Annotated in this window: 17 protein-coding genes; 4 read left to right on the forward strand and 13 right to left on the reverse strand. The window is 38.6% G+C overall.

Annotated features, from left to right (window positions below; all coding sequences use genetic code 11):
- Window positions 1–104: 104 nt before the first annotated feature.
- From LKD20_RS08985 to LKD20_RS09005, 5 genes are all read right to left on the reverse strand, one after another.
- Window positions 105–674 carry a helix-turn-helix domain-containing protein gene (locus LKD20_RS08985; RefSeq protein ID WP_227721544.1) on the reverse strand — a complete coding sequence of 190 codons (570 nt, stop codon included), beginning with the start codon at window positions 672–674 and terminating at the stop codon, window positions 105–107.
- Window positions 675–745: 71 nt separating this feature from the next.
- Window positions 746–1,993 (reverse strand): L-cysteine desulfidase family protein, encoded by a 1,248-nt coding sequence (locus LKD20_RS08990; RefSeq protein WP_227721545.1) that lies wholly within the window; start codon window positions 1,991–1,993, stop codon window positions 746–748.
- 1 nt (window position 1,994) lies between these two features.
- On the reverse strand, window positions 1,995–2,366 hold the full coding sequence (locus tag LKD20_RS08995; protein ID WP_227721546.1) for a RidA family protein: 372 nt from the start codon (window positions 2,364–2,366) through the stop codon (window positions 1,995–1,997).
- Window positions 2,367–2,482: 116 nt separating this feature from the next.
- Window positions 2,483–3,259, reverse strand: coding sequence for a hypothetical protein (locus tag LKD20_RS09000; protein ID WP_227721547.1), 777 nt, complete (start codon window positions 3,257–3,259; stop codon window positions 2,483–2,485).
- A gap of 1 nt (window position 3,260) precedes the next feature.
- Entirely contained in the window at window positions 3,261–4,205 is a 945-nt protein-coding gene (locus LKD20_RS09005; RefSeq protein ID WP_227721548.1) for a hypothetical protein, read from the reverse strand.
- Between the two features lie 240 nt (window positions 4,206–4,445).
- Here LKD20_RS09005 and menA point away from each other — a divergent pair, with 240 nt between their 5' ends.
- Window positions 4,446–5,342, forward strand: coding sequence for a 1,4-dihydroxy-2-naphthoate octaprenyltransferase (menA, locus tag LKD20_RS09010; protein WP_227721549.1), 897 nt, complete (start codon window positions 4,446–4,448; stop codon window positions 5,340–5,342).
- A gap of 252 nt (window positions 5,343–5,594) precedes the next feature.
- Entirely contained in the window at window positions 5,595–6,416 is an 822-nt protein-coding gene (locus tag LKD20_RS09015; RefSeq protein WP_227721550.1) for a MetQ/NlpA family ABC transporter substrate-binding protein, read from the forward strand.
- A gap of 42 nt (window positions 6,417–6,458) precedes the next feature.
- Here the strand turns inward: LKD20_RS09015 and LKD20_RS09020 are convergent, their stop codons facing one another.
- The 4 genes from LKD20_RS09020 to LKD20_RS09035 are packed head-to-tail and all read right to left on the reverse strand — an operon-like array spanning window position 6,459 to window position 9,547.
- A complete protein-coding gene (locus LKD20_RS09020; RefSeq protein WP_227721551.1) occupies window positions 6,459–6,875 on the reverse strand; it encodes a cytidine deaminase in 417 nt (138 codons plus the stop codon).
- A 10-nt stretch (window positions 6,876–6,885) separates the two neighbouring features.
- Window positions 6,886–8,187: a pyrimidine-nucleoside phosphorylase gene (locus LKD20_RS09025; protein WP_227721552.1), complete on the reverse strand. Its 1,302-nt coding sequence runs from the start codon at window positions 8,185–8,187 to the stop codon at window positions 6,886–6,888.
- A gap of 53 nt (window positions 8,188–8,240) precedes the next feature.
- The gene (gene deoC / locus LKD20_RS09030) at window positions 8,241–8,903 is read right to left on the reverse strand and encodes a deoxyribose-phosphate aldolase (protein ID WP_060924126.1); all 663 of its coding nucleotides are present in this window, start codon (window positions 8,901–8,903) and stop codon (window positions 8,241–8,243) included.
- A gap of 14 nt (window positions 8,904–8,917) precedes the next feature.
- Window positions 8,918–9,547: a 3'-5' exonuclease gene (locus LKD20_RS09035; RefSeq protein WP_227721553.1), complete on the reverse strand. Its 630-nt coding sequence runs from the start codon at window positions 9,545–9,547 to the stop codon at window positions 8,918–8,920.
- Window positions 9,548–9,750: 203 nt separating this feature from the next.
- Between LKD20_RS09035 and pyrF the strand changes: the two genes are divergently transcribed.
- Both pyrF and pyrE read left to right on the forward strand, forming a co-directional pair.
- Window positions 9,751–10,470, forward strand: a complete 720-nt coding sequence (gene pyrF / locus LKD20_RS09040) for an orotidine-5'-phosphate decarboxylase (RefSeq protein WP_060924127.1) — start codon at window positions 9,751–9,753, stop codon at window positions 10,468–10,470.
- On the forward strand, window positions 10,467–11,054 hold the full coding sequence (pyrE, locus tag LKD20_RS09045; protein ID WP_227721554.1) for an orotate phosphoribosyltransferase: 588 nt from the start codon (window positions 10,467–10,469) through the stop codon (window positions 11,052–11,054). Before pyrF ends, pyrE begins: the two co-directional genes overlap by 4 nt.
- 275 nt (window positions 11,055–11,329) lie before the next feature.
- Here pyrE and LKD20_RS09050 read toward each other — a convergent pair whose 3' ends face one another.
- From LKD20_RS09050 to LKD20_RS09065, 4 genes are all read right to left on the reverse strand, one after another.
- The gene (locus LKD20_RS09050; protein ID WP_227721555.1) at window positions 11,330–11,758 is read right to left on the reverse strand and encodes a transcriptional regulator; all 429 of its coding nucleotides are present in this window, start codon (window positions 11,756–11,758) and stop codon (window positions 11,330–11,332) included.
- Window positions 11,759–11,767: 9 nt separating this feature from the next.
- Entirely contained in the window at window positions 11,768–12,343 is a 576-nt protein-coding gene (locus LKD20_RS09055; RefSeq protein ID WP_227721556.1) for a DUF1700 domain-containing protein, read from the reverse strand.
- Entirely contained in the window at window positions 12,330–12,659 is a 330-nt protein-coding gene (locus LKD20_RS09060; RefSeq protein WP_227721557.1) for a PadR family transcriptional regulator, read from the reverse strand. The genes LKD20_RS09055 and LKD20_RS09060 overlap by 14 nt, the downstream gene beginning before the upstream one ends.
- Window positions 12,660–13,040: 381 nt before the next feature.
- Window positions 13,041–14,135 (reverse strand): S1C family serine protease, encoded by a 1,095-nt coding sequence (locus LKD20_RS09065; protein ID WP_227721558.1) that lies wholly within the window; start codon window positions 14,133–14,135, stop codon window positions 13,041–13,043.
- Between the last annotated feature and the right edge of the window lie 274 nt (window positions 14,136–14,409).

The following is a 14,409-nucleotide window of genomic DNA, read 5'->3' on the forward strand; positions in this document are numbered from 1 at the left end:
AATTTCATCTTTTAGCTCTGTATTTCTTTTATCTACAAGATCTACTTTAGTAAGTTCAAAATAATAGGTAGATTTGGACATTGGCATAGCTTTTAAAAGATGCTTTAGTTGATAGCCTTGTTGGCGGAGCGTTTTGATAATCGCTGCTTTTTCGCCTTGAGTCGCGCAGCTTCCTTTTCTTCTCTCAAGGCAATCTCTTTTTTTATGACTTCATTTTCAGCTTTAATATAAGCAATTTCAGCTCGTAAGCGAATGAGTTCCTCATATTCACTCTCTTTGAGTTTTCGAGGTGAGATAGTCTTAGGTACTTTCATTTTGCAATCCTTTGGTGGTCGTCCTTTAGGTTTATTAATAAGACCATTGTATCCTAAAGTTTTGTATTTATGAACCCATTGATACAGTTGTCCAGAATTAATACCCGCTACAATAGCTACTGATCTTAAACCTTGACCTGAAAGAACTTGGCATACTAACTCAAATTTTTCTTTTGGAGACCAATACTTATTAGTCCCTCGACATTTATTAATGTCTGAACCATGAAGTCGTTCTAATTTAACCCAATCTCTTATTAGTTTATGAAATGTATCTGTCCTCACACCGTTAGGCGTCTTGGGCCATTCACCTTGATAGAATAATTCAATTGCTTTTCTTTTAAATTCATAACTATATCTCATGAAAATACCCCCTTTACTGGTTGTCCAGTAAAGGGGGTACATATCATACGGGGGCTTTTATTTTAGCTAAATTAGTGTTTTAGCATTTCATTCAAGATTACTATGTCCGTTTCTTTCATACCTTGAGCTACAGTACCAATACTGCGGATGGTATCATCAACGGAGTATGCTACAAGGCCATCGCCTTTTTGGTAGTTCTTGTTAAGTCGAGCTTGTTTATAGCCCATGAACGCGCCATCAAGGGAGATAGCAATTTTACCTGCGCAGGATGGTTTCGCACCATCACATACGATACCGGATAAGCTAGCAAGACCATTAACCAAGGTATTTTCAATGATATCTTTGCTATCGCCTTTTAGGAAGGCAATACCTGCTACACTGACTACACCAGCAGATACAACGCCGCAGTAGGCGGATAGTTTACCAATGCCAGATTTAACGTACAGCGTCAACAAGTTAGCGAAAACAAGCGCACGGTACAGTTCATCATCACTTTTACCGAGTTCCTCAGCAGTTGTAATGATAGGTACAGATACGGTTAAGCCTTGGTTACCAGAGCCAGAGCAAATAACTACAGGCAATGGGCACCCACTCATACGCGCATCGGATCCAGCCGCTGCACGAGCCTTACATTTCGTTTCAAGAGACGGATTTTCTTCATCCAACAATAAGAGCTGTCCAATATTGGAGCCATAATCATTAGACAAACCTTCTCGGGAAATAGCTGTATTGTATTCTACTTGCTGCTTAATTTGAGGAATGATGCCAGAAATATCTGCAGACTTTGCAAATTCGTAAATGCTATCAAAGGTCATAGCATATTCTGTCTTTGCAGCTTTCTTAATCTCATTGATTGTTTCAGACACAACCTCACCATCTACAGCAACATAGGTTACATTCGTATGGTCGTTTTCAATGCGAACCACCGCTGTATGTTCATCTGTTTCTGCAGCGATTTCAATATAGAGATTATCTACGCCTTCCGCAAGTGATACTGTACAGAAGTTGGCATCTAGCAATGTGCCAAGCCATTTACGATCTTCATCTGTAGCAGATTCTAATACCTCTAGTTCACGCTCAGGATGACCTACGATGGCACCAAGGGTAGTAGCTGCTTGGAGGCCTTTTCGTCCACCAGAGTTAGGAATGACTACGGATTTTACATTTTTTATAATATTCGCGCTGCATCGTGCGTGAATATGGTTAGGAAACTCATCTAAAACAGAGACTGCCTTCGCAGCCGCATAAGCCAATGCAATTGGCTCAGTGCACCCGAAGGCAGGACGCATCTCTGATTGTAATAAGGAAATATAATCCATCTTATACTTCCGCAATAATTTCCACTTCTACCAAAGCACCCAATGGAAGATCTTTTACTGCTACGCAAGAGCGAGCTGGTTTAGAAGTGAAATATTTAGCATACACTTCGTTGAATGCTTTGAAGTCAGCGATATCAGCCAAGAAACAAGTTGTTTTAATAACTTCGGAGAAGTCAGAACCTGCTTCAGCCAATACAGCATCAATGTTTTTGCATACTTGTTCAGTTTGCTCTACGATACCACCTGCAACAATGGAACCAGTTGCAGGATCGAGTGGAATTTGACCAGAAGCAAATAATAAACCGTTTACTACTTTAGCTTGAGAATAAGGACCTACTGCTGCTGGTGCTTTGTCTGTGAAAATTGTTTTCATGATAATTCTCCTTTTATATATAATAAAAAATAATATAGATTATGCTAATGCCGCCATACTCACATTAGTAATTACCTTATATATGACATACTCTGTGAAAGTATATCTATAACAAATTATTTAATAGATTTGAAGGCATTGTCAAATATCGTTTTGAAATAATCCCGTTGTACATCAGTAGTTACACCTACGTATAGTACCGGTTTGCCTGGCTTTAACACAAATGCAGCATTTGCATAGAGCGGAGTTTGACCATCTCCATCTGCATATAATAAGCGAGAGCTTGCTGCATAGGTTTGATATTTAGTGCCTGCCACAGGATGCACTTGTTCTGCATTTTCTACAGTAAGCGTTCTAGGTTTTATAAGTAATTCACCTGACCGAGTCTTAAGATTAGCATAACGTTTTGGATCATTTAAAGGGACTACAGTTGTAGTTGTAGGAATTTGTTTATTAACGGCACCTAGTATAAGTTGCTCAGTAACAGGGTCAATTTGACCTTTATCTAGAGCCGCCATAGCTGCAACAAACATAGGATCATTAGTCTTATCTTTAGCTACTTGCTGTGCTATTTTTTTTACATCTACCGCTACTACATATGCATCCTTTTGACCTGTTTTATCGGCCCCTTGTAATTGGTATACATCAAAATTAGTGCCAAAGTTTTGGAAAAATTCCTTTACCATCATATTAGCCATCGAAGATTTTGTAGGTTCCTCATTTAATTGTTTTTCTACAAAATCACGTGTATTTGTTTTGGATGCAGAAACAACAGTTACATTGTTAGGCACTACCATGGAGCCTGCAATTGTTTGTACATCCTTAGCAAAACCTACGCCAGATACAGTACCCACTAGGCAAGCTGCACAAGCCAATACTTTCAAAGATTTCATATTATTTACCTCCCTTGAGAGATTGTGTTTGATACATATGATTCAACTCATTAGTCCAATAATCATAGCTAGAGTCATCAGACATTAAAAGCTGTAAAGATACGCCTTTATCTGTAGGAACAGCATAACCAATTAAGGAATAAGTGTTTCTAAAGCCATCATATTTCAGACTACCCCGTAAATCTCCTGTCACAGCCGTACCATAGCGTGTTTGGACAGGCTTATAGGCCACATGCGTTGCATCTAGGCTCACTTGTTTTGCCATAAAGTCTACATAAGAACGGACCTCTTCTTTACTTTTAGGAGATAAGTTCTTTTCTGTGGCAAGCATTTTATCAAAAGCACCCATAATTTGAGAAGGTAACTTATCATTTATCATTTTGAGATCTTTAGCTAATTTAGCACCTTCAATAGTGTTGCTCTTCAGGCCTTGTAATTGTTGTTGAGCCTTCTCTTTAGAATAGGAATCTACATATTTAGAGATAGAGCTTTTTATTGTAGCTTTTTTTGCGTCTGGAACCTTTTCTAAAATGGTTTTATTCATACCAATTACTTGATCTATAGCATTTTTAGAATAGTCTACAACGACTAACTGACCTACATGGTGACCTTGTTTATCCGTCCCTTGCAATTGATAGACGGAAAATCCATCCAACACATCACCCTTCATAGGTTCAACTTGTACCGGTACTTGTAATTTCAAACTAGCATTAACAGCATCAACAGCCGCTTTATTTGCCACTGAAATTATTTGACTTTGCTCATTATTCCGCAGCTTTGCATCCGTAGGAACACGCATGACCTCTACAGCCTTCACCGTAGGAGACGTACTGCCATATAAACCATAGCCTAAATCTACTGTATCCGCACATGCCACTGCGCCCATGCCAACAGTTAAGCATGTGGCACAAGCCAATGTCATCATTTTTTTGTTGAGAGCTCTCATAAGACACCTCACGATTTAACAATACATTCGTATACAAATTATATTCATAATCCATACTGCATCCATAAAGATTTCAAAAAGATAATCTATACTGCATATACTAATTATTATACTATATGGAGCTGTATAACTGTATAGTCTAATTTACAACCTTTCAGTTCTGCTATACAATACTTAAATAGATATGTAAACATATGGTATGAGAAATAGAAAGGAGTGCACACTTGGTGTGCTTTTATTATGATACAAGAAATAATTCCACTCACTAGGCCTCGTACATTAGCAGCTGCTTTAGGGCCTACCATTTTAGGTGCAGCCTTTAGCTATTATGCATTTGGTGCCACTCACGGTACAGGTCTTGCCATTTTCCATACAGTTTTAATATTTTTAGCCGTTGTAACAGCTCAAATTGTAGCTAATTTATGGAATGAATATAAAGATTTTAAATCTGGTCTCGATGCGGGGCAAAAAGTTGGTAATGCTGGTTCTATTACGCGTGGTGCCATTACACCAGAGCTTATTGTTACCATGATTAAGGTGCTCATGGTGGTACCTATTATCATCGGTCTTTACCTATCTGCCACCATCACTTGGTACTATATTCCAGCAGGTTTTCTTTGCATTCTCATCAGTTTTCTCTACTCTGGTGGGCCAAAACCAATTTCCCGCACACCATTTGGTGAAATTTCCTCTGGTATCGCTATGGGTTTTGCCATCGTCCTCATTACAAGCTATGCATGGACGCGAGACTTATCTTTAGCATTATTAATCCCTGCTATTCCCTCTACATTGCTCGTTGGTTCCATTATGCTCACGAATAACATTCGTGATATTCGAAATGATGAAAGCCATGGTCGTCGTACATTACCAATTGTATTAGGCCGTGAACGTGCCCTCAGTTTAATGAGCGTCACTTACCTATTCAATTTCATTTGGATTCTTGCATGGATCATTGTAGGTCACATGACATGGTTCTCCCTCTTTGCCTTTCTCGCAGCGCCACTAGCTTTCAAAACAGTACATACCTTAAGTACTAAAACAGATGAGTTCCTTCTGGACAAAGCTATGGGTACAACTGCAGGGGCTGCAATGATTTACCAAATCATGTGGTCCATTGGACTTATCATAGGTAAATAAGGTTGAACCATAGATTCAATTATTAGCAAATAAGTGTTTACCAATACGTACATACATTAAATACAATTACATAAAATAAAGAGAGATTTTCAAACTTTAACAATATTTTATAGATGTTAGTTTGGAAATCTCTTTTTGGTATAACTTTAAGCTATGGAGAACTCGTAACAATTCCTTCTTGATAGATAGGAAATAATTTAGTACTATTAATGTAATATTTTATATGAACTAATTGTAAAAGGAGTGTGTCTAATGAGAAAATTTTTAGCATTAGCGGCTACTGTAATCCTTGGCGGTGCTTTACTAATCGCAGGTTGCGGTAACGACAACAGCAAACAAGCTGCTAGCAATGGCAAGCAAGTATTAAAAATCGGTGCTACAGCAGTACCTCACGCGGAAATCTTGGAACAAGTTAAACCTATCTTGGCAAAAGATGGTATTGATTTACAAATCACAGAATTCACTGATTACAACACACCAAACCTTGCTTTGGGTGATAAAGAAATCGATGCAAACTTCTTCCAACATGTACCTTACATGGATGAATTCGCAAAAGCTCACAACCTTCCACTAGTATCTGCTGGTGGTGTTCATCTTGAACCAATGGGCTTATACTCCCGTCAAATCAAAGATTTAAAAGATCTTCCTAAAGGCGCTAAAATTGCTATCCCTAATGACCCTACAAACGGCGGTCGTGCATTATTGTTATTGCAAAAAGAAGGTCTTATCACATTGAAAGACTCCAGCAATATCTTGTCTACAGTTCAAGATATCGCTTCCAACCCTAATGGTTACCAATTCGTTGAATTAGAAGCAGCTCAAGTACCTCGTTCTCTTGACGACGTTGCTTTAGCAGCTATCAACACTAACTTTGCATTGAATGCAGGTCTTAACCCTAGTAAAGATGCATTGGCAATCGAATCTAAAGATTCCCCTTACGTAAACATCGTTACTGTACTTAAAGGTAACGAAAACGATCCTCGCATCAAAAAATTAATGGAAGCACTTCATAGCCCTGAAATCAAAAAATTCATTGAAGAAAAATACAAAGGTGCAGTTGTTCCTGCATTCTAAGGTATAAAGTAAAAGAGACCACATATGTGGTCTCTTTTTTTCCTATAAGCTATCAGCGCCAAATCTAAATGGTAATAACTCATCAAGACTAACAACTCTATAATTGCCTTTTAGATTAGCCAAAATAATCTGTGGTATTTCAAATTCAGAAATCACCTGGCGACAAGCGCCACATGGTGCACAAGGACCTTCCGTATCAGCAACTACGGCGAGGGCGTTAAATTTTGTATGACCTTCTGATACGGCTTTAAATATAGCAGTTCGTTCTGCACAGTTCGTTAAGCCATAGGAAGCATTTTCTATATTACAGCCTTCATAGATACTCCCATCCTCACATACAAGGGCTGCACCTACACCAAAATGAGAGTACGGACTATAGGTTTTCTCACGAGCTACTATGGCACGTTCAATAAGCTTTTGAATTTCCTGTTCTGTCATATGAGTTTCCTTTTCTATCATATGGATCTCCTCATTCCACCATATCAAGAATCGTATCCACTACAATTGGTGCAGTTTCGCCAAAGGTAATCGCCTCTAAATATATTTTACCAGCATTGGTGAGCAAGCTTTCATCAGAAGCATACAAGGTAGCTATACTTTCACCTGTTCGAACAGTATCACCTGTTTTCTTGTGCATTATGATGCCTGCACTATAATCGATAGGACCATCCTTAACGGTGCGACCAGCGCCAAGCATAACAGATGCAATACCACATTGTTCTGTATTCATATGTGTAATGTAACCATCTTGAGGCGCTGTAACATCATAGGTGAATTTGCCAATGGCTAATAAGCTTTCATCATCAAGAACTCGGCTGTCTCCACCTTGAGCATCAATCATCATGCGCAATCGTTCAAGAGCTGATCCCGAATTAAGAGCCTCTTGTACACGACTGAGAGCCGTTTCATAATCACAAATTTGACTCAATACGAGCATATGGGCTGCCATAATAAGACATTCATGTGTTAAATCCTGTGGGCCATGCCCTTTCAACGTATCAATAACCTCGCGGATTTCCAAAGCATTACCAATGGCATGACCTAGTGGTCTATCCATATCGGTTAAAACAGCCTTAACAGAGCGACCATTTTCCTTACCAATATCTACCATTGCTTTAGCCAATGCACGAGCATCGTCTAAGGTTTTCATAAAAGCACCACTGCCAACCTTTACGTCTAGCAAGATCGCTTGTGCCCCAGAAGCTAATTTTTTACTCATCACAGAGGATGCAATAAGAGGAATGCTATCTACGGTACCCGTTACGTCTCGCAAGGCATAGAGTTTTTTATCTGCTGGTGCTAAACCTTCAGATTGTCCGATTACAGCTAGGCCAATTGTATTAACTTGATTAATAAAGGCTTCTTGATCCAAGGATACCTTTAGGTTTGGTATAGATTCCATCTTGTCGATAGTACCACCCGTATGTCCAAGACCACGGCCCGACATTTTCGCTACCTTGCCACCACAAGCAGCCACCAAAGGCCCTATGATAAGGGTTGTCTTATCCCCTACACCACCGGTACTATGTTTATCTACTGTTATCCCATCGATATTGGATAAATCTACCATATGCCCCGATTGTGCCATCGCTAATGTCAATGTCCCTAGTTCACGAGCATTCATCCCATTAAATACAATGGTCATCAACAAAGCACTCACTTGATAGTCGGGGATTTCGCCATTCACATAGCCAGAGATGACAAAGCGAATTTCCTCATCTGTTAATGGTAAGTTAGATCGTTTTTTTAGAATAATATCATACATGCGCATGGTTATACCGCCATTCTAAGAAACCACCTAAGCACTGCCTAGGTGGTTTTCTATTACACTTCTTCGTCTAAATGATCTTTAAGTAGTTCTACTGCTGCACTGGCGCCAATACGGCTGCAACCTTCTGCAATATAGGCTTTCATATCAGAGATAGAACGAATACCACCGGCAGCCTTAATTTTTACATTAGGGCCGATGTGTTTCTTAAAGAGTTGAATATCTTCAATACTAGCACCACTGCTGCCAAAACCTGTAGATGTTTTGATATAGTCAGCACCACCATCCGTAATGCACTTACAAAGTGCTATCTTTTCAGAATCAGTAAGGTAACAAGTTTCAATAATAACCTTTAAGATTTTATCTCCACAAGCTGCTTTAAGCGCTTTAATTTCAGCAGTAACCGCATCAAAGTCCCCTTGTTTTACATTGCCTAGGTTGATGACCATATCAATTTCAGAGGCCCCTTCTGCAAGGGCTTGTTTTGTTTCAGCTACCTTCACCTCTGTCGTTTCATAGCCTAAAGGAAAACCAATAACAGTGCAAACATTAAGATCTGGATACGCTTCATGGGCAGAGGCCACAAAATCTGGGGGAATACAAACCGATGCCGTCTTATAGGCTACGCCGGCTTCACAAATTTCTTTAATATCATCCCATGTAGCTGTAGGACGCAATAGTGTATGATCCACATAAGATAATAATTCTTTACCTAACATAGTGTCTCTCCTTACTAAAAGAACGACATTTGCTCTGGCTCAGGTTCTTTGTGTAAAGCCTCTTGAGCAGCGCGATTTTTGTCATCAATAAATGGTTCTAGTGGTACACCTGTAGCCTTCAATAAATCTGGCAAGCTATTAACACCCTTAGCCTTAGCCGCCTCTAGCACAACCTTAGCACATGTTTCTGCATCATCCAATGCGTAGTGATGTTTGAACTCAACCCCGATGTATGCAGCCATTGTATTTAGCTTATGGTTTACTAAATCTGGCCATACGGCACGTGAAAGTTTTACCGTACATGCATAATCTAGATCTGGCCAAGGAATTTTATAGTAATTCAGTGTAGCACGCAATACATTCATATCGAATTTTGCGTTGTGAGCTACCATGATATTGCCTTTTAAATGATTTTCGTAGATAGCATTCCACAATTGATCAAAGGTTTTCTCATGGATAACATCCTTTGGTTGAATACCATGAATTTCAATACATTCATCATCAAAACTCATAAACGGTGGTTTTATAAGACTGTACGCCTTTTTGGTAATCTGTCCATCCTTTACGGTAATAACCGCCAAGGAGCACGCACTATTTTTAAATTTATTAGCTGTTTCAAAGTCTAATGCAACAAAATCTAACATAGGACTCCTTTCAAATCTATATGTTTTTTAATTTATATATAAGAATTGTATTCATTTTCTCCATTTATTATAGCATGAAACAGTCTATAATCTACTATTCAAGGGTGACTAATAGTCACCGCTTTCACATCAATTTTAATTGACAGATGGGCCCTCTGTATGTGAAAATTATTTAGATATATATGTAGTATGGAGGTTGCAAGATGGCAGATGACAGATTAATCGTAGCCCTTGACGTATCCACGATGGATGCTGTAAAAGAAATCGTATTGTCCCTCGGTGATTCGGTTAGCTTTTACAAGGTCGGCATGGAGCTATTCTACGCCGAAGGAGCAAAAACAATTCGCTTTTTACAAGAGCAAAACAAACAAATATTTCTTGATTTGAAATTGCACGACATTCCAAACACCGTAGCCCATGGAGTTTCTTCCTTAACACGTCTCGGCGCTAGTTTAATCACTTTGCATGGTCAAGGTGGCCCTGTCATGATGAAAGCCGCTGTAGAGGCCGCTCGTGAAAGCGGTGAAACACTAGGCGTTGAGCGACCAAAATTATTGGCTATCACTGCTCTAACTAGTTTCGACGATGAATCTTGGACTGCTATCGGTGGGCAACTACCTATTTCCGACCAAGTAATTCGCCTTGCTAAGCTCGCTAAAGAATGTGGCATGGATGGTGTTGTATGTTCCGCATTAGAAGCTAAGATGATCCGTGAAGCATGTGGTGATGATTTCCTCATCGTAACACCTGGTATTCGTCCTTCCTTTGCAGCAACAAATGACCAAAAACGTATTGCTACACCTGCTAGTGCATTACAAGATGGCGCATCTCGCCTCGTTATTGGCCGCCCTATTACACAGGCTGAAAATCCTCGTGAAGCAGTTCGTTTAATTATTGAAGAAATGGAGAATGTATCCAAATGATGACAGAACAAGAAGTAAAACAATTATTGATCGACACTCAAGCTATTTTAGAAGGTCACTTCCTTTTGACATCTGGACTCCACAGCCCAATGTACGTTGAAAAATTCAATGTATTGCAACATCCTAAATACACTGAAACACTTTGTAAAGAATTAGCTGAACGCTTCCGTGATCAAAATGTAGAACTTGTTATTGGACCTATGACTGGTGGTATCTTACTAGCTCATGAAGTAGGTAAAGCTCTTGGTACACGCGCTATCTTCACAGAACGTGAAAAAGGTGTTATGACTTTACGCCGCGGCTTCAAAATCGAGCCAGGCACACGCGTGCTTATCGTTGAAGACATCGTAACAACTGGTGGTTCTGTACAAGAAGTAGTTAATGTAGTTAACCAATCTGGCGGCGAAATCGTTGGTGTAGGCCTTCTTGTTAACCGTTCAGGCGGCAAAGCAGAATTTGGCGTACCGCAAGAAAAAGTACAAGCCTTACTTAACCTCGAAGTTCCTACATACAAACCTGAAGAATGCCCTCTTTGCAAAGACGGCGTAGCTATGACAGAACGTGGTTCTAAACACATCAAATAATTTTTTAACGACCTATGTGCATGCATAGGTCGTTTTTCATTAAGAAGTTAATAAAATATTCCCACCCCATCAAGTACAATCTATCTTTATAAATAGATACAAAAAGAGCTCCTTCACTGAGGAGCTCTTTTTGTTTGTGTGTAGTTATTGTGTGTAAGAGAGAGATTCTGATACGAATGTATCACATAGAGTATGTGGCTCTATGGTGGCCATGAATGCACTTTCATGACCACGTTCTCTATCATTTATGAGAGAAAGGGACTCATAAAATATGGTTAGTTTTGTGTAGTTTGTGGTGCACCTTGATCACTTTGTTGTTGTGGTGCATTACCATTACTTTGTTGAGGTGGTTGGCCTTGCATTGGCATTTGACCTTGCGGAGGCATTTGACCATTTTGATACATATGCTGACCATTATTTCGTCCCATACCATCTTGAGTCATCATTTGGTTTTGACAATTTTGGTACATATGTTGACCATTATTTGGCCCCATACCATCTTGAGGCATCATTTGATTATTTCCATCCATCATATGTTGGTCCATATGCATATTAGAACCATCATGTCTATGTGGTTTTCTAAACTGTTGTTCATTAGTTTTCATCCATTCACCAAAATTTGGTAAATCATTTACAGCAAAGGATGTACCTACCCCTACAGCACTGATTACAGTTAGAATGGCAGCAATTATAATTCGTCTCATAGGTCCTCCTTAATCCACATTGCTGAAATAACGTTCGCGTACCCCACGAAGTTCAACACCAACAAAGATACATGTAAGGCCCCCAAAGAGACCTACACCACCAAGTGCAACTAAAGTTACTAATGATAATGCAGGAAATGCCGTTACATTCTCAAACGGTTGCCATGAGCTTCCGAGTAAATATAAGATGGCAGGTGTAATAATAAATATTAAAACCCCTACAATATATGACAAACCGCTTCCAATAGATAACAATGTTTTGGATGCTTTTTTAGCCATACCTGGTAATTGTGGTAATAAACGTTCTTTATAATCATCAAATCTTGCATAGATTGCTTGCATATTAACAGATTTACTTTCACCACCATCTTGGCCTAATGTATCTGTAATAATACCTGCATCTACATAGGACGCATAAATTTCCTCTGGAGTTCCCAAAGATTTAATAATTTCGCTATCCGTAAGTCCTCTTTCATAACCTACAGCGAAATGTTCTTCATAAACCTCGATAATACTTTCTACATCAGCAACACGGGCCTTTTTGAATATATTACGCAGTGCTTCTAAAAAGCTATTTTTGTTCATTATAGTCGACTCCTTTCAACAGGATGTTGATTACACCAGAAAATTCATCCCATTCTTGGCGCATCTTGTTATATGCGGCACGTCCATCTTCTGTGATGTGATAATATTTTCGAGATGGTCCTGTAGTAGATTCCTTTAAATATGTTTCAACATACTTTTCTTTTTTCAATCTATTAAATAATGGATATATCGTTCCTTCAGAAATCTCAATATATTCCGAAATGGTGCTTACAATTTCATACCCATATCGATCAGTTTGTGTTAGTAATGCTAGCACTAGCATATCCATAACACCCTTTTTTAATTGAACTTGCATAGTTCCTCCCTTTAGGCTGTGCTTGCCTGCCAATGTGAAAGCTCTCTTACGGTCACTATCATGTACTGACAAATACATAATAACACAAGGTACCTCGTAATGCAAGGTACCTTGTAAAAAATATATTTTGCGCAATTAAAACTCTTGTATTTCATCACTAATAAACATAGATAAAGTCTAGGTTTATAGAGATTAAAATATTTTCAAAATTTATGCTAATTTCAAGTTATTTATATTGAAATATATCTCAATTATCATCGTATATCAAAAAAATCCTCATCCAAAGGATGAGGATTTTTATTTATATAATAAGTACTATATCTATTCTAAACAGGATCTGTTCATAATAAAGAATCTGTGCTTAGTTTGAATAGACAGTATCTAATTGGAAGCTGCTTGGCCTAATTTAATCTGTGTACTCTTCATTTTGCCATTGTGAGTATAAGATACCAAAACTGTATCACCAGGGCTCTTAGCGTCAATTTGCTCTTTTAATTCTAATAATGTACTAATATCCTTGCCATCAATTTGAGCAATTGTATCTCCTTCTACCAAACCAGCCTTTGCAGCAGGACCATTCGCATCAAGTTGAACAATGAGAAGACCTTCGCCTTCATAACTTACATTGTTACGCGCTGCTGTTTGACGATCTACAGCCCATACACCAATATAAGGACGTACAACCTTACCATTCTTAATAATAGAATCTACAACAGTCATAGCGGAGTTAATAGGAATGGCAAAACCCATACCTTCAACGCCTTCTTTAGAAATCTTAGAGCTATTAATACCAATTAACTCTCCATCTGCATTGATGAGAGCACCACCAGAGTTACCTGGATTAATAGCTGCATCTGTTTGGATTAATGGGAAGCGTTGACCTTGATCATCAATAGTACGTGCTAGCGCACTGATTACACCAGATGTAACAGAGCCTTTAAACTCTAGGCCTAAAGGATTACCAATGGCGATAGCCGGTTCCCCTACTTGTAAGGAATCAGAGTCACCAATTTTTATAGGTTGAATATCCTTTGGTGGATTAATTTTAACAACAGCTAAGTCTGTTTGAGCATCCGTACCAATAACTGTACCTGTTACGGTAGATCCATTAGACAAAGATACTGTAACCTCTCCATTTTTAGCACCAGCTACAACGTGATTATTTGTTACGATATGTCCATCGTTATCAATGAGTACACCAGAGCCTACGCCCTCTCCAGCATAAATGGTACGATTAAAAATATCCTTTTGGAAAACTTGTGTAGTAATACCTACTACAGCTGGACCAGATTCTTTAGCCGCTTGTACCACATACGTATTACGTGTATCTGTAATCGGTTTATTTTGTTTTGTTTGTTCTCGCACAGTTGTTTGATGTGTCACAGGACTACCAAAGAAATAGTAGCCACCGCCTACACCAATACCAAGGGCTAGCACACAGGCTATAATTGATTTCTTATATTTTGAAAAATTCATATGTATCTCCTTATATCATTTCTTAATGATTTACCAAAAATCAATTTTATAAAATCGATTTTTGATGAACCTATTATAGTACGCAACCCTTTACAATGCAAGATAACAATTTATTACATCTATTATAAAAATATAATTTTTATAAATAATATGTATCTGGCTATCTTTCAAGAACAATTCAATGTTAGAGAAATAACGGCTTATAGGACAAAAAGTGTTGCTATTTCAGTCCCAAAGATTGGTAAATAGGCGATCATAATTATGTAAATCACTC

The organism is Veillonella fallax (assembly GCF_020687175.1).
Classification (GTDB): domain Bacteria; phylum Bacillota; class Negativicutes; order Veillonellales; family Veillonellaceae; genus Veillonella; species Veillonella fallax.